At 73.3% G+C, this 14,439-nt stretch carries 12 protein-coding genes; 7 read left to right on the top strand and 5 right to left on the bottom strand.

Annotation, left to right across the window (positions count from 1 at the left end; translation table 11 throughout):
- Positions 1–117: 117 nt before the first annotated feature.
- From ACFC1F_RS09940 to ACFC1F_RS09930, 3 genes are all read right to left on the bottom strand, one after another.
- Positions 118–1,158: a polysaccharide deacetylase family protein gene (locus ACFC1F_RS09940; protein WP_376156927.1), complete on the bottom strand. Its 1,041-nt coding sequence runs from the start codon at positions 1,156–1,158 to the stop codon at positions 118–120.
- 206 nt (positions 1,159–1,364) lie between these two features.
- On the bottom strand, positions 1,365–2,258 hold the full coding sequence (locus ACFC1F_RS09935) for a phosphotransferase enzyme family protein (protein WP_376156925.1): 894 nt from the start codon (positions 2,256–2,258) through the stop codon (positions 1,365–1,367).
- 115 nt (positions 2,259–2,373) lie between these two features.
- Positions 2,374–4,620, bottom strand: coding sequence for an MMPL family transporter (locus ACFC1F_RS09930; protein ID WP_376156990.1), 2,247 nt, complete (start codon positions 4,618–4,620; stop codon positions 2,374–2,376).
- A gap of 613 nt (positions 4,621–5,233) precedes the next feature.
- Between ACFC1F_RS09930 and ACFC1F_RS09925 the strand changes: the two genes are divergently transcribed.
- From ACFC1F_RS09925 to ACFC1F_RS09905, 5 genes are all read left to right on the top strand, one after another.
- The gene (locus tag ACFC1F_RS09925) at positions 5,234–7,336 is read left to right on the top strand and encodes an MMPL family transporter (protein ID WP_376156923.1); all 2,103 of its coding nucleotides are present in this window, start codon (positions 5,234–5,236) and stop codon (positions 7,334–7,336) included.
- Between the two features lie 297 nt (positions 7,337–7,633).
- Complete coding sequence (locus tag ACFC1F_RS09920; protein ID WP_148645627.1) at positions 7,634–7,837, top strand: cold-shock protein; 204 nt, start codon at positions 7,634–7,636, stop codon at positions 7,835–7,837.
- A 157-nt stretch (positions 7,838–7,994) separates the two neighbouring features.
- A complete protein-coding gene (locus ACFC1F_RS09915; protein WP_209412064.1) occupies positions 7,995–9,668 on the top strand; it encodes a DEAD/DEAH box helicase in 1,674 nt (557 codons plus the stop codon).
- A 287-nt stretch (positions 9,669–9,955) separates the two neighbouring features.
- The gene (locus ACFC1F_RS09910) at positions 9,956–10,729 is read left to right on the top strand and encodes a ricin-type beta-trefoil lectin domain protein (protein WP_376156920.1); all 774 of its coding nucleotides are present in this window, start codon (positions 9,956–9,958) and stop codon (positions 10,727–10,729) included.
- A gap of 69 nt (positions 10,730–10,798) precedes the next feature.
- Entirely contained in the window at positions 10,799–11,584 is a 786-nt protein-coding gene (locus ACFC1F_RS09905; protein WP_376156918.1) for a ricin-type beta-trefoil lectin domain protein, read from the top strand.
- A gap of 92 nt (positions 11,585–11,676) precedes the next feature.
- On the opposite strand, the gene ACFC1F_RS09900 is transcribed toward ACFC1F_RS09905, so the two are convergent.
- Complete coding sequence (locus ACFC1F_RS09900; RefSeq protein WP_376156916.1) at positions 11,677–12,279, bottom strand: TetR/AcrR family transcriptional regulator; 603 nt, start codon at positions 12,277–12,279, stop codon at positions 11,677–11,679.
- Positions 12,280–12,409: 130 nt separating this feature from the next.
- Between ACFC1F_RS09900 and ACFC1F_RS09895 the strand changes: the two genes are divergently transcribed.
- Both ACFC1F_RS09895 and ACFC1F_RS09890 read left to right on the top strand, forming a co-directional pair.
- Entirely contained in the window at positions 12,410–13,081 is a 672-nt protein-coding gene (locus ACFC1F_RS09895; RefSeq protein ID WP_376156914.1) for an FMN-dependent NADH-azoreductase, read from the top strand.
- 4 nt (positions 13,082–13,085) lie between these two features.
- Positions 13,086–13,409 carry a multidrug efflux SMR transporter gene (locus ACFC1F_RS09890; protein ID WP_209412069.1) on the top strand — a complete coding sequence of 108 codons (324 nt, stop codon included), beginning with the start codon at positions 13,086–13,088 and terminating at the stop codon, positions 13,407–13,409.
- A gap of 126 nt (positions 13,410–13,535) precedes the next feature.
- Here ACFC1F_RS09890 and ACFC1F_RS09885 read toward each other — a convergent pair whose 3' ends face one another.
- Positions 13,536–14,384: a helix-turn-helix transcriptional regulator gene (locus ACFC1F_RS09885; RefSeq protein ID WP_376156911.1), complete on the bottom strand. Its 849-nt coding sequence runs from the start codon at positions 14,382–14,384 to the stop codon at positions 13,536–13,538.
- Positions 14,385–14,439 lie beyond the last annotated feature (55 nt).

Here is a 14,439-nt window from a genome sequence, read left to right as displayed (position 1 = left end):
CGGGGGAGAGCGGCATCCGGGTGGCGCCCGACGACGCCGCGCGGATGTCAGGGCCGGCCCCGGCGGTCGACTCCGGTCGACTCCGGCCGGCCGCACGGGATGTGGCGGACGAACGGGTCAGCCGGCCGGGAAGTCGAAGTGGTAACCCTGGGCCACCAGCCAGGGCAGCAGCTGCTTCAGCGCGGCGACGCTCTGGCTGCGGTCCCCGCCGCCGTCGTGCATCAGGACGACACCGCCGGGCCGGAGTTGGCCCTGCACGGTGGAGACGATCGACGCGACGCCGGGGCGGGCCCAGTCCCGCGGGTCGACCGACCAGCCGAGCGGGCGCAGGCCGAGGTCGGCGGCGATCCGCTGGTTGTCGGCGGTGAACCCGCCGCCGGGGGCGCGGAACCAGGAGACCCGGGTGCCCGGGCCGCCGGCCTGGACGATCATGTCCTTGGCCCTGGAGATCTCGGACACGGCCCGGTCGTGCGGGAGCGCGGCGAACGGCTGGGGGTGGTCGACGCTGTGGTCGCAGAGCCGGTGGCCGGCCGCGACGATCCGCCGGACCATCGCCGGGTTGGCGGCGGCCTGCTGGCCGACCTGGCAGAACGTCGCCTTGACGCCGTACTGGGCGAGCAGGTCGAGGATCTGGCCGGTGGCTGGCCCGGGACCGTCGTCGAAGGTGAGGGCGACCGTGCGGCCGCCGGAGGCGGTGGAGCGGACGACCGAGGTGGACACCCCGTCCGAGGACGGCGGTGGCGGCGGGACCGGGGTGGTCGTGGGCGGGCGGGTGGCCGGCGGGGTGCCCGGGGTGTGCGACGGCGGTTGGGTCGGAGCGTGCGTCGGCGGCCTGGAGGTGCTCGGCGGCGGGGGGTTGGGCGTGGTCGGCTTCGGGGTGCCGGGCCTCGGCGTGGCGGGCGCGGCCGGCGTCGAGGCGGACGGCCCGGGCGAGGAGGGGGTACCGGCGGAGGAGGCCGCAGCAGTGGGCGGAGCCGACGGCGCCGGGGTGCCCGCCCCGGACGCCGTGATGCCGGGCTGCGGCCGGAGCGCGCCGTTGGCGGTGCCGCAGGCGGCCAGGCCCAGGGCGGCGGCCACCGCGACGCAGCCCGCGAGCAGGGGTCGGCGGCGGCGCCGGGCGGGCGGCGAGAGGCGCTGCGGGGTGGCGTGCTCGGGCATGGCTGCGGCTCCTCGGGTGCGGAGGTGATCGCGATCCCTGGGTCGGACTGCCGTCGGGCCGGGTGCCGGCCGACTTCAGGCTGACTGTCGGATGGGACGCCGATCGGACCACGTCCGGTTGCGCCGCACAAGCACGCCCCGTCAGCACACCGGTGAGGGCACCCGTGAGCGCACCCCGAGCGCGCCGACGAGAACCCGGCCGGGCGTCAGAACGGGTACCAGCGCACGTCCGTCGCCCCCGCGCGCAGCGACTCCACCCGCCGGCGGAACTCGGCCAGCGCGGCCGGGTTGCCCGGCGCCTGCTGCGCCACCCAGGAGGCGCTGGCCGTCTCCCGCGCACCGCGCAGCACCGCGAAGCCGGACCACTCCCGCACGTCCCAGCCGTACGCGCCGGTGAACGCCCCGTACTCCTGCGCCGGTACGCCGTACCGGTCGTGGCTGAGCGCCAGCACCACGAGGTCGTGCTCGCGCAGGTCGTGCGAGACGTTCTCCAGGTCGAGCAGGACCGGCCCGTCCGGGCCGACGTGCACGTTGCGCGGCAGGGCGTCGCCGTGGATCACCCCGGCCGGCAGGTGCGGGGCGAGGTCGGGCAGGGCGGCGGCGAAGGCGTCCCGGCGGTGGCGCAGGAAGGCGACGTCGGCCGGGTCGACGTGCCCCTCGGCGGAGGCGAGCCAGCGTTCCACCGGGGCGAGCAGGTCACGCCGGTCGAGCGGGAAGGGCGGCAGCGGCAGCCGGTGCAGGGCGCGCAGCAGCGGCGCGAGGTCGGCGGGCCGGGCGGGCCGGACAGCGGGCGCGAGGCGGTGCCAGAAGGTGACGGGGTGTCCGTGGGCGAGCTGCGGCCCGTCCGGCGCGCCATCGTAGGGCCGGACCACCGGGACGCCCCGGCCGGCCAGCCAGTGGGCGACGGCGAGTTCGTGCCGGGCCCGCTCGAACAGCTCGGGGCCGCGCCCGACCTTGGCGACCACGGCCGGGTCGCCGAGGTCGAAGACGGCGTTCTCGCCCAGGGCGAGCAGCCGTGCGTCGCCGGGGCCGGGCAGGCCGGCGGACTCGCAGGCGTGGGCGAGCAGCAGGCGGGCGCGGCCCTCGTCGAAGGGGAGCATGGGGGAGTCCGTTCGGTGGTGGCGGCCGGGGGACGGTGATCATTCTGGCAAACGAGGGCCGGGCCCCGCGTGATGCGGGGCCCGGCCGGATGCGTCGGGGGTGCCTGCCGGAGGATCAGACCCCGACCCTGCGGTGCCGGGCGCCGTCGGCGGCGGGTGCCGGGGCGGCCGGTACCGGGGCGGCCACCGCGCCGTGGGCGCCGACCGGCGGGAAGCTCTCGCCGTGCGAGAGGTCGGGCAGCCGGCGCAGCCAGGACGGCAGGTACCAGTTGCGCTCGCCGAGCAGGGTCATCACCGCGGGCAGCAGCACCGCGCGGATGACCGTCGCGTCGATCAGCACGGCGACCGCCAGGCCGACGCCCATCTGCTTCATCGCCTGCATGGAGAGGGTGCCGAAGACCGCGAACACCGCCACCATGATCACTGCGGCGCTGGTGACGACCCCGGCCGTGGAGCGGATGCCGTGCGCGATGGCGGCCCGGGTCGGCAGGCCCCGGTCGCGGCCCTCCTTGATCCGGGAGACCACGAAGACGTGGTAGTCCATCGAGAGGCCGAAGAGGATCACGAAGAGGAACAGCGGCACCCAGGACTCGACCGCGCCGACTCCGGCGGTGCCCAGCAGCGAGGCGCCCACCCCGTGCTGGAAGACCAGCGTCAGCACCCCGTACGCCGCTCCGACCGAGAGCAGGTTGAGCACCACGGCGGTGGCGGCGACGGCCAGCGAGCGGAACGAGGTGAGCATCAGCAGGAAGGCGAAGGCCACCACGAAGCCGAAGACCAGCGGCATCGAGCCGGTCATCTTGTCGTTGAAGTCGTACGAGCCGGCGGTGCGCCCGGTGACCGGGGCCTCGGTGCCGGCCACCTTCAGCACGGTGGCGGGGACGATCTCGGTGCGCAGGGTCTTCAGGGCGGCGTTGCTGGTGGCGTCGTTGCCGCTGCCGTTGAGCGGGATGTCGACGGTGGCGATGTTCTTGTCGGGGTGGACGGTGACGTCCACCGGGCCGTGCATCCTCCCGCTGGCCAGGGCCCTGGCCTTGAGGTCGGCGATGGCGGCGGTCATCGCCGGGGAGTCGATGTCGGCGGCCTTGATCACCACGCTGGCCGGGGCCGGGCTGCCGGGGAAGGCGGCCTCGATCTTCTGCGAGGCGGCGACCAGCTCGTTGCCCGCGGGCAGCTGCTGCTGGAAGGTGAGGTTGGCGGTGTGCATGGTGACCAGCGGCGCGGCCAGGCCGACCAGCAGCGCGCCGGCCAGCACGGTGGCGGCGAGCGGGCGGCGCAGCACCGGGGTGAGGATCGCGTTCCAGACCCGGCCGCCGGTGGCGGCGGCGTCGGGGCGGCGCAGCCCGGCGAGGAAGGGGACGCGGCCCTTCTCGACCTTGTCGCCGAGCATCGACAGCAGCGCGGGCAGCACGGTGAGGGAGCCGAGCACGGCGGTGACCACGACCACGATGGTGGCGTAGGACATCGCCTGGAACTCGGCTATGCCGGTGAGGAACATGCCGGCCATGGCGACGACCACGGTGACGCCGGAGACCAGGACGGCCCGGCCGCTGGTGGCGGCGGCGATCTTCAGCGCGGTCTCCGGGTCGCGCCCGGCGGCCCGCTCCTCGCGCTCGCGGCGCAGGTAGAAGAGGCAGTAGTCGACGCCGACGGCGAGGCCGACCAGGAGCATCACCGAGCTGGCGTTGTTGCTGGTGTGCAGGAACCCGCTGCTCAGCGCGACCAGCCCGCCCGCGGCGACGAAGGCGGTGATGGCGAGGACCACCGGCAGGACGGCGGCGACCAGCGCGCCGAAGGCGACCAGCAGGATGCCGAGGGCGAGCGGCACGGCGGTCCACTCGGCGCGGGCGAAGTCGTTCGAGAACTGCTCGTCGATCCACTTGCCGGAGCTGGCGTCGCCGAGCTCGACGACGGTCAGGTCGGGGTGCTGCTTCTGGACGGCGGCGACCGCGTCCATGATGGCGGGGACGTTCTTGACGGCGTCCTCGTGCTCCCCCTTGACGGTGAGCTGGACGAGCGCCGAGTGGCCGTCCGCCGAGACCGCCTTGGTGTCGTAGGGGGAGCGGACGTCGGCGGCCTTGCCGGTGGCGTTGACGCCGGTGACCACCTGCTCGACGGCGGCCCGGAAGGCCGGGGCGTCGGCGGCCAGGGTGGTGCTCTGGACCAGGACGGTCTCGCTCGCGGGGGACTTCAGCCCGGCGTCGTCGAGGATCCTGGCGGCCCGGGAGACCTGGCCGGGCATCGCCTCGGACTCCTTGACCTCGGTGCTGCCGTGCACGCCGCCGAGGTAGGCGGCGAGGACGACGAAGAGGAGCCAGCCGAAGACGGCCGTTCTTCTGTGCCGGGCGCTCCAGGCGCCCATGGCGGCAGCCGTGCCGAGCTTGGTCTTCACGGGAATCCCCCTGGGAGAGCGGCGGTGGCGCCGCGGGTGAGGCGTGGTTGCCGGCCGGGCGGTGGCGGCCGGGCGCCGGCGGTGGTCCGGCGTCGCAACCGACAGTAGAAAAAGGGTGGTTGACGGGGTATCCGGCTGGCGGGGGAGTATTCCCTGGGGTTCGCCTCGGGGGAGGGGTGGGGTTATCCCTACCTCAGAACCCTGACTTCTCCTCCCTGGGGTCGGGTGCGAACTCCACCCTGAGGGGGAGCGGTCTCCACCCGGAGCACGAGGTCAAGTGGCTGTCCGGGGGGTGAAGATGGTGCGGGGCGCCGATGGGCGTTCCCCGAGGGGGTCGGCTTCACGGGGGCTGCTTGCCGGGCGGCAAGCAAGTACTCGTAGGATGATGTCCTCAGATCACTTACCTGCCGACCGGCTAGGGGCGGGCCTCGTCGCCATGCCCAGCCGGTCCTCCGTCGCCCGACGTCCCGTCCCCCGAGGGCCGGCGGTGAACCATGCCCAGGAGGCATCGAGCATGTTCCACCGACTAGGACAATTTGTCGTCCGCCGCGCCTGGTGGGTGATCGCGGCATGGATTGTCGCGATGATCGCGATCGTGGCCGGCGCGCCGAAGATCACCGCGCAGACCGACGAGGCGTCCTTCCTCCCCAAGCACTACGAGTCCATCCAGGCCTCGGCGCTCCAGGAGAAGGCGTTCCCGGCCAGCTTCACGCCCTCCGCACTGGCGCTCTTCGAGCGCAACGACGGCGGCGCGATGAACGACGCCGACAAGGCCGCCATGGCCAAGATCGTCCAGGGTCTGACCGACAAGAAGATCAAGAACGTCGAGACGATCATCCCGGTCGGCGAGCAGACGACGTCCAAGGACGGCAAGTTCGCGCTCGCGCCGATCGCCATCGACAAGAAGACCCAGCAGTCCGAGGAGTTCGGCGAGACCGCCAAGCACCTCCGCGACGAGGGCAAGTCGCTCACCTCGGGGACGGACCTGAAGTTCCAGCTCGGTGGCTCCGCCGCCCAGGCCCTGGACCAGAAGGAGTCCTCCGGCTCGGCGGACGCGCTCATCGCGATGTCCACGGTCGTCCTGGTCGCACTCATCGTCGGGATCATCTTCCGCAGCGTCCTCGCCGGGATCCTGCCGATCCTGATCTCGCTGGTCGTCGCCATGCCGACCGCCAACGGCGTGATCGCGTACGCCACCAAGGCGTTCAAGCTGGAGACCACCCCGGTGCTCTCCGCGATCCTGATCGTCGTCGTGCTCGGCGTCGGCACCGACTACTTCCTCTTCCTGGCCTTCCGCTACCGCGAGCGGCTGCGGGCCGGTGACGACCGCAAGGAGGCCGTGGCCAACGCCGTCGGCCGGGTCGGCGAGGCGATCGCCTCGGCCGCCGGAGCGGTCACCGTCGCCTTCGCGGTGCTGATCCTCTCCAGCCTCGGCATGTTCAAGGCGCTCGGCCCGGCCCTGGCCATCGCCGTCGTCGTCACCGCGTTCGCCGCCCTCACCCTGGCCCCGGCCGTGCTCACGGTCATCCCGGCCCGCGGCGTCTTCTGGCCCGGCAAGAAGTGGATGAACGAGCCGGGCAACGCGCGCTTCACCGCGCTCGGCCGCATGGTGCAGAAGCGCCCGGGCATCGTCGCCCTGGCCTCCGGCGGCGTGCTGGTGGCGCTGTCGGCCGGCGCCCTGGGCTACAACGGCACCTTCGACCTCGCGGGCAGCTCCATGCCCAAGGACAAGGAGTCGATGGTCGTCCAGGACAAGCTGATGAACGGCTTCTCGGCCGGCGCCGCCGACCCGAGCCACGTCTACCTGACCAGCACCGCCGGGGTGAAGCTCGACCCGGCCAAGTTCGAGGCCTACGCGGCCAAGCTCAGCGGGGTGTCCGGCGTGGCACCGGTGGCGCCGAAGCCCCAGCTCAGCGAGGACGGCAAGACCGCCGACTTCACCGTGCTGCTCAACAACAAGCCGGACAGCAACGAGGCGATCGACACCCTCACCGACCTGCGCGACGTGGCCCACGGCCAGGCGCCGGCCGGCACGGAGGCGAAGGTCGGCGGCCTGACCGCCGTCTACAAGGACATCAACCTCGCGATGGCCCACGACTACAAGCTGGTCTTCCCGATCGCGGGTCTGCTGATCCTGCTGATCCTGGGCCTCCAGCTGCGCAGCGTGGTCGCCCCCTGGTACCTGATGGCCTCGGTCGGCCTCGGCTTCACCGCCACCCTCGGCGCCTCGACGCTGCTCTTCCAGGACATCAAGGGCGAGCACGGCATGATGTTCATGCTGCCGATCCTCATCTACCTCTTCGTGGTGGCGATCGGGACGGACTACAACATCCTGATCATCGCCCGCCTGCGGGAGGAGGCCCGCGAGGGCCGCAACCCGCGCGAGGCGGCCCGTGAGGCGCTGCGCCACGGCGGCCCGACCGTCGCGGCGGCCGGGTTCATCCTGGCGGCGTCGTTCGCGACCTTCATGCTCGCGGGCAACGTCTTCATGCTGGAGTTCGGCTTCGCGATGGCCTTCGGCATCATCCTGGCGGCCTTCGTGATGGCGCTCTTCTTCACCCCGGCGCTCACCGCGCTGATCGGCCGTACCGCCTGGTGGCCCGGCCACGGCGCCGACGACCGGCACGCCGGCCCCGCGCCGGTGACCGGTTCGCACGGCGTGCCGGAGCCGGCCGGACGGCACTGACCTTCCCCGGTGCACGACAGGCAGGCGGCGTCCGCTTCGGCGGGCGCCGCTTGCCCGTTTCCGGGCACCGGCAAACGTGACGTGCCGGGCAGAAACTCCCCGGTCAATCACGGTGGCAGCGTGCTACAGTCGAGGCAGTTGCAGTTTTGGTTCCCATGAACGTTTGTGTGCGCCTGCTGGTTCAACCCAACAGGCGCATTTGTTTTGTCCGGTGTTTCAGTCTCCGGATGGGGATCGCGGCTACTTGGGGTCCACGAGGTGTGGGCCCTGATGCCCCAGTTTTATGAGGAGACGGTTATGGCTACCGGCACCGTGAAGTGGTTCAACAGCGAAAAGGGCTTCGGCTTCATCGAGCAGGACGGTGGCGGCGCTGACGTGTTCGCCCACTACTCGAACATCAACGCCCAGGGCTTCCGTGAGCTCGTCGAGGGCCAGAAGGTCGAGTTCGACGTCACCCAGGGCCAGAAGGGCCCGCAGGCCGAGAACATCCGCGTCATCTGAGTCCAGCTTCCGAGCTGACTCGCGATCTCGCGAAGCGAGGGCCCGTACCGCACGGTGCGGGCCCTCGCGCATGCCGCCGAACGGCCGGGGCGGCGAACTCCAACCCGACGGCCGACCAGCCCCGACGGGGCTGTGCTTCCCATCGGACGGAGACTCCGTGACCACCCCTGCCCGCACGCCCCGCGACGGCGACCGCACCCGCAAGCCCCGCAGCCGCAACGGCGGCGCCCCCCGCGCCACCGGTGGCGCCCGCGGTGACGCCCCCCGCGGCCAGCGCCGCAACGCCCCCCGTTCCGCGGCCCAGGCGCCCGCCGACTTCACCGTCGTCGAGGGCACCCCGGCCCGCCCGCCGGCGGCGAGCTTCGCCGAGCTGGAACTGCCCAAGGGCATCCTGAACGCGCTCACCCGCGAGGGCGTCACCGAGCCGTTCCCGATCCAGGCCGCCACCCTGCCGGACTCCATCGCCGGCCGCGACGTGCTCGGCCGCGGCCGCACCGGCTCCGGCAAGACGCTCGCCTTCGGCCTCTCGCTGCTCGCCCGCACCGCCGGCAAGCGCGCCGACGCCCGGCACCCGCTGGCGCTGATCCTGACGCCCACCCGCGAACTGGCCCAGCAGGTCACCGAGGCGCTCACGCCGTACGCGACCGCCGTCAACCTGCGGATCGCCACCGTCGTCGGCGGCATGTCCATCACCCGCCAGGCCAACGCGGTGCGCCGCGGCGCCGAGGTGCTGGTCGCCACCCCGGGCCGGCTGGACGACCTGATCAACCGCGGCGACGTGGTGCTCTCCGACGTGGCCATCACCGTCCTCGACGAGGCCGACCAGATGGCCGACATGGGCTTCCTGCCCCAGGTCACCAAGCTGCTGGAGCAGGTCGCCGAGGGCGGGCAGCGGATGCTGTTCTCCGCCACCCTCGACCGCAACGTCGACCGCCTGGTCAAGCGCTTCCTGAGCGACCCGGTGACCCACTCGGTCGACCCGTCGGCCGGCGCGGTCACCACCATGGACCACCACGTGCTCCAGCTGGAGGCGGCCGACAAGGCTTCCGCCACCGCCCACATCGCCTCCCGCGAGGGCCGGCTGATCATGTTCGTGCACACCAAGCACGGCGCCGACCGCCTCGCCAAGCAGCTGCTGGCCAACGGCGTGAAGGCGGCCGCGCTGCACGGCGGCAAGTCCCAGCCGCAGCGCAACCGGGTGCTCGACCAGTTCCGCGACGGCCACGTGACCGCGCTGATCGCCACCAACGTCGCCGCCCGCGGCATCCACATCGACGGACTCGACCTGGTCGTCAACGTCGACCCGCCGATCGACCACAAGGACTACCTGCACCGCGGCGGCCGCACCGCCCGTGCCGGCGAGTCCGGCACCGTCGTCACCCTGGTCCTGCCCGACCAGCGGCGCGAGGTCAGCCGGCTGATGACCGTGGCCGGCATCCGCCCGACCACCACCAAGATCCGCCCGGGCGACGCCGAGCTGACCCGGATCACCGGCGCCCGCACCCCCAGCGGCGTGCCCGTCACCGTGGCCGTCCCGGCCCCGGCCGCCGCCCCCGCCGCCGAGGGCAAGCCGGCCGGCAGCGGCGCCCCCCGCCGCCGTCCCGGCAAGCGCTCCGGACTGCCCACCGACGTCGACATGAACGGCAACCCGCGCCGTCCCCGCCCCAAGCAGCGCCTCGGCGCCGGCGGCGGGCAGGGCGGCGGCGAGGGCGGCGGGCGCCGCCAGGCGGCCGGCTTCATCGGCCGCTCCTCGGGGCGTGCCAAGCCCGGCTCCGGCTCCAAGTCCGGCTCCAACTACGGCACCGGCCGCCAGCGCCGCAAGGCCGACTGAGCCCCTCCGGTCCCTCCCACGGCCCGGTTCCCCCTTTGCACGGGGGAGCCGGGCCGTGTGCATTCCGGCCGGATCGGAGGGCCCGCGCGGCCTGCCCTGGCCGTTCCCGGGCCTTTTCGTACACCTTCCGTTCGTGGGCGCACCAGTGGCGTGATCTTTACCTGCTCTGTTGACCATGGACACGCGGTGCCTGAGGATTTCACACGGCCTGCACAACCGACCCACTGTCATCACAATTTCTTCGCAAGCAGGCCGGCCGGCTCACCGTCTCCGGAAGGACCTTCGCGATGCGTCGCACCGCCGCCCTGTTCGCCAGTGCCCTGCTCGCGGGAGCAGCCGCGCTCACCGCGCCGGTTGCCAACGCCGCCGAGAGCGCGCCGTCCGCACCGGCCGCCGGCGCCCGGTCCGCGCAGGCCGCCGGTCCGGCCGACAAGTGCACCGTCGTCCCCAACGGCACGTCCTACACCGGCACCTGCTCGGGCATCGACCCGATGCAGACCTGGATGCTCGCGGGTGTCTGTGTGCACTACGACATGAACAACCCCGGGGTCCCGATCACCACGCCGGCGTGGAGCGCCGGCTGGGTCGCCGGCAACACCTCCACCACCGCGGGGTGCTCCGCCACGGAGTTCTCGTGGGGGATGGACATCGTGTTCGGCCCCGCGCCGGCGGGCGGGCCGACCGGTCAGATCACCGGCTTCGTGAACAAGTGCCTGGACGTGCGCGGTGGTGTCAGCAACAACGGGACCCCCGTGCAGATGTGGGACTGCCTCGGCAACGTCAACCAGTCGTGGCGGATCGCCTCCGACGGGACCATCCGCGCCGTCGGCCTGTGCCTGGACCCCGACGGCGGGCGGACCGGCAACGGCACGCCGGTGCACATGTGGGAGTGCAACGGCGCGATCAGCCAGCAGTGGAGGGTCCGGGCCGACGGCGCGATCGTCAACGTGAAGTCCGGCCGCGCCCTGGACGTGCGGGGCTGGGACACCGCCAACGGCGCGATCGCGCAGATCTGGGACTTCAACAACACGGCCAACCAGCTCTGGCACGCGCCCGCGTGACGCGCGTGGCAGCCCCTTGACCGAATCACCCCCAACCCTGAATCACCCTCAACCCTAAGGATCTCTTCGATGCGTCGTACCGCCTCTCTGTTCGCCACCGCCCTGCTCGCGGCGGCCGCCGCGCTCACGGCGCCGGCCGCCGAGGCCGCAGAGCCCGCGCCGACCGCCGGCGCAAAGTCCGCCCAGTCCGCCCAGTCGGCGCAGTCCGCGCAGTCCGCCGTGGGCGACAAGTGTTACGTGAACGCCACTCCCCAGGGCATGTACCAGGGCGTCTGTTCGGGCATCGACCCGACGCAGACCTGGCGCGTCGCGATCACCTGTTGGAGCTACTACTGGGGCACCTCGGTCCCGCAGCTCATAGCGGGCACCAACAGCCCCGAGGGGTGGGTCACCGGCAACCGCACCCAGCTCGCCAGCTGCGGCGGGGACCGCGTGAACACGGTGGAGCTCCAGTTCGGCCCCATGGCCGGGCCGACCGGTCAGATCACCGGCTTCGTGAACAAGTGCCTGGACGTGCGCGGTGGTGTCAGCAACAACGGCACGCCCGTCCAGATGTGGGACTGCCTCGGCAACGTCAACCAGTCGTGGCGGATCGCCTCCGACGGGACCATCCGCGCCGTCGGCCTGTGCCTGGACCCCGACAGCGGGCGGACCGAGAACGGCACGCCGGTGCACATGTGGGAGTGCAACGGCGCGATCAGCCAGAAGTGGCAGGTCCGGGCCGACGGCGCGATCATCAACGTGAAGTCCGGCCGCGCCCTGGACGTGCGGGGCTGGGACACCGCCAACGGCGCGATCGCGCAGATCTGGGACTTCAACAACACGGCCAACCAGCTCTGGCACGCGCCCGCGTAATGGCGTGACAGCACGGCCGAGCCCGGTCTCCCCGCCCGCGGGGGAGGCCGGGCCGCGTGGTTCGGGCCCGGAACGGCTCGCCGGTGCAAGGGCTACCCGAGCGCGCCGCGGGCCAGGACGGCCAGGCCCGCCGCGATGCGCTCGGGGCCGAGGCCGGCGTCGCGCTGGTGGCGGAAGAGCTCGGGGGCGAGCGGGGCGAGGAGCTGGTCGGCGACGGTGTCCGGGTCCGGGAGGCCGGCCCGACGGGCCAGGTGGGCGACGTGCAGCCGCCAGAAGGCGTAGGCGCCGGTCCGGTAGCGCGCCGCTCCGGTCTCCGCGCCGAGCACCAGGTGGACGTGGGTCTCCAGCAGCTCCACCATCGCCGCGTAGAAGGCGGCCAGCCGCTCGGCCGGGGCGGGCTCCGGCCCGTCGGCCCCGCCCGGGCCGAGCGGCGGGGCGCCGCCCAGCAGCCGCTCCTGGAGGGCCCGCTCGTGCTCGTCGAGCAGGGCGCGGGCGATGGACGCGCGGTCCGGGTAGCGGCGGTAGAGCGTGCCGCGGCCGATGCCGGCGGCCCTGGCGATGTCGTCCATGGTCACGCCGGCGGGGTCGCCCCCGGCGAAGAGCCGCTCGGCGGCGGCCAGGATCTTGGCGCGGTTGCGGGCGGCGTCGGCCCGTTCGCGCGGCGGGCGGCCGTCGGCCAGCGGGAGTTCGGTCACGGGCCCCACGATAGGAGGCAAGTGGACACAGCGTCCACTTGCCTCCTATCGTTCTGGGCGAAGGCAAGCGGACACTGTGTCCACTTGTTGCTCCGGCCTTGCCACGCCCAACTCCACCGGGGGGTTCACCGTGTCCACACTCCTGCACCTGAACAGCAGCGCCCGCACCGACTCCTTCTCCCGCCGCCTCGGCGCCGCCTTCACCACCGCCTGGCGCGACGCCGGCGGGGGCGAGGTCGTCCACCGTGACCTCGCCGCCCAACCGGTGCCGCCGATCGGCGAGGGCTGGACCCGGATCTGCGACACCCTGCTGCGCGAGGGCATCACCGACATCGCCCGCTACGGCGAGGCCGTCCGCACCGATCAGGAGCGGGAGGCCTGGGCCCTCGTCCGGCCACTGCTCGACGAACTGGTCGCGGCGGACGTCGTGCTGATCGGCGCGCCGATGTACAACTTCGGCATCCCCGCGGCCCTCAAGGCCTGGATCGACCAGGTCACCTTCCCGAAGATGGTCCTCGCGCCCCGGAAGTTCGTGGTCGTCGCCGGCCGCGGCGGCGCGTACGGCCCCGGCACCCCGCGCGAGCCCTTCGACCACCACGGCCGCTACCTGCTCGACTTCTTCCGCGGCCACTACGCGGTGGAGGACGGCGAGGTCGTCGCCGCCGAACTGGTCAACTCGCTGGTCGACCCGGGGCTGGCCGACCGCCGCGCGCAACACCTGGACTCCGCGGCCGGCGCGCTGCACCGGGCCGGGGAGCTCGGCGCGAAACTGGCGGGCCACCGCATCCTCCGGGAGGGCTGAGACCGTGCCGTGGATCTGGCTGCTGCTGGCGGGCGTCGTCGAGGTCGCCTGGGCGCAGTCCATCAAGCCGACCGAGGGGTTCACCCGGCTCCCGCAGACCGCGCTCTGCCTCGTCCTCATGCTCGGCGCCGTCTACCTGCTCGGCCGCGCCCTCCAGGACCTCCCGACCGGCACCGGCTACGCCGTCTTCACCGGCATCGGCACCATCGGCACCGTCCTGACCGGCCTCGTCCTGCGCCACGAGACGCCGTCCCCGGTCGCCCTGGCCGGCCTCGTCCTCATCACCGCCGGGCTGGTCACCGTCCACCTCGGCACGACCGCCCACTGATGCGGACGGCGTTCACCGGGGGCCCGGCGGCACCGGGCCCCCACGGTCCGGCACCGCTTCCGCGTGGGGGAGTCCCTGCGGAGGGGGGCCGAGAGGCGCCCCCGAGGCCCCCGGGGGCGCCCCCGCTCACGCCGTTGCGGCGGCCGGAGCGAGGGCGCGCAGGCGCTCACCCGTCTCCGCGTCCCGCGGCGACAGCACCACCAACTGCAGGCCGCCCTCGGCCCGGAGCACCAACTGATCGATCCTCAGGAGGCCCAGCTCCTCGTGCAGCACGTCCTTCTCCACCCCGGCCCGCTCCTGCACCTGGTGCTCGTCCAGCCAGCGGTCCGCCTCCGGCGACTCCGCCCGCAGCCGCCTGATCAGCCGGGCCAGCCGCCGCGCCTGCGGGGCGCCGTCACCGCCCCGCTCGGCGTACGCGGAGCGCAACTGTGCCAGGATCCGGCGCGCGTGCCGCTCCCAGTCCACCGTCCGGGCCCGGTTGACGGGATCGGCGAACACCACCCAGGCCAGGTTGCACTCCTCCGGTTCCAGCCGGGAGATCCTGAACAACGCCTCCGCGCCCGGATTCCACGCCCGGACGTCCCAGTCCGCGTCCATCACGAAGGCCGGCGCCGGCCACTGCGCGTGCATCAGCCGCAGCAGCGCCGCCGGGACCTCCTCCGGCACCTCGATGCCGGCCTCCCGGGGGTGGCTCCCGGCCAGCCGGAACAGGTACGCCGTCTCCGCCCGGTCCAGCCGCAGCGTCCGCGCCAGGCTGGCCAGCACCTCCGGAGAGGGGTTGATCTGCCGTCCCTGCTCCAGCCACGTGTACCAGGTCACCCCGACTCCGGCGACCAGCGCCAGCTCCTCCCGCCGCAGCCCCGGAGTGCGCCGCCGCACCCCCGGTGCCATGCCGACCTCCTCCGGCGTCAGCCGGGCCCGCCGGCTGCGCAGGAAGCTCGACAGCGCCTTGCGGCGGACCTCCGCGTCGCTCATCTCCCCCGCACTCCCCTGGTAGTCGTACTACCAGTATCCCCACGCACTGCTGCGT

The organism is Kitasatospora sp. NPDC056181 (assembly GCF_042266225.1).
Lineage (GTDB): Bacteria > Actinomycetota > Actinomycetes > Streptomycetales > Streptomycetaceae > Kitasatospora.
Note: the sequence above shows the minus strand (reverse complement) of the source record. Positions and strands in the feature narration are given on the sequence as shown.

Excerpts from the sequence above, each read along its gene's own strand:
- ACFC1F_RS09940 (WP_376156927.1), bottom strand. The coding sequence starts at position 1,158 with ATGCCCGAGCACGCCACCCCGCAGCGCCTCTCGCCGCCCGCCCGGCGC.
- ACFC1F_RS09935 (WP_376156925.1), bottom strand. The coding sequence starts at position 2,258 with ATGCTCCCCTTCGACGAGGGCCGCGCCCGCCTGCTGCTCGCCCACGCC.
- ACFC1F_RS09930 (WP_376156990.1), bottom strand. The coding sequence starts at position 4,620 with ATGGGCGCCTGGAGCGCCCGGCACAGAAGAACGGCCGTCTTCGGCTGG.
- ACFC1F_RS09925 (WP_376156923.1), top strand. The coding sequence starts at position 5,234 with ATGATCGCGATCGTGGCCGGCGCGCCGAAGATCACCGCGCAGACCGAC.
- ACFC1F_RS09920 (WP_148645627.1), top strand. The coding sequence starts at position 7,634 with ATGGCTACCGGCACCGTGAAGTGGTTCAACAGCGAAAAGGGCTTCGGC.
- ACFC1F_RS09910 (WP_376156920.1), top strand. The coding sequence starts at position 9,956 with ATGCGTCGCACCGCCGCCCTGTTCGCCAGTGCCCTGCTCGCGGGAGCA.
- ACFC1F_RS09905 (WP_376156918.1), top strand. The coding sequence starts at position 10,799 with ATGCGTCGTACCGCCTCTCTGTTCGCCACCGCCCTGCTCGCGGCGGCC.
- ACFC1F_RS09885 (WP_376156911.1), bottom strand. The coding sequence starts at position 14,384 with ATGAGCGACGCGGAGGTCCGCCGCAAGGCGCTGTCGAGCTTCCTGCGC.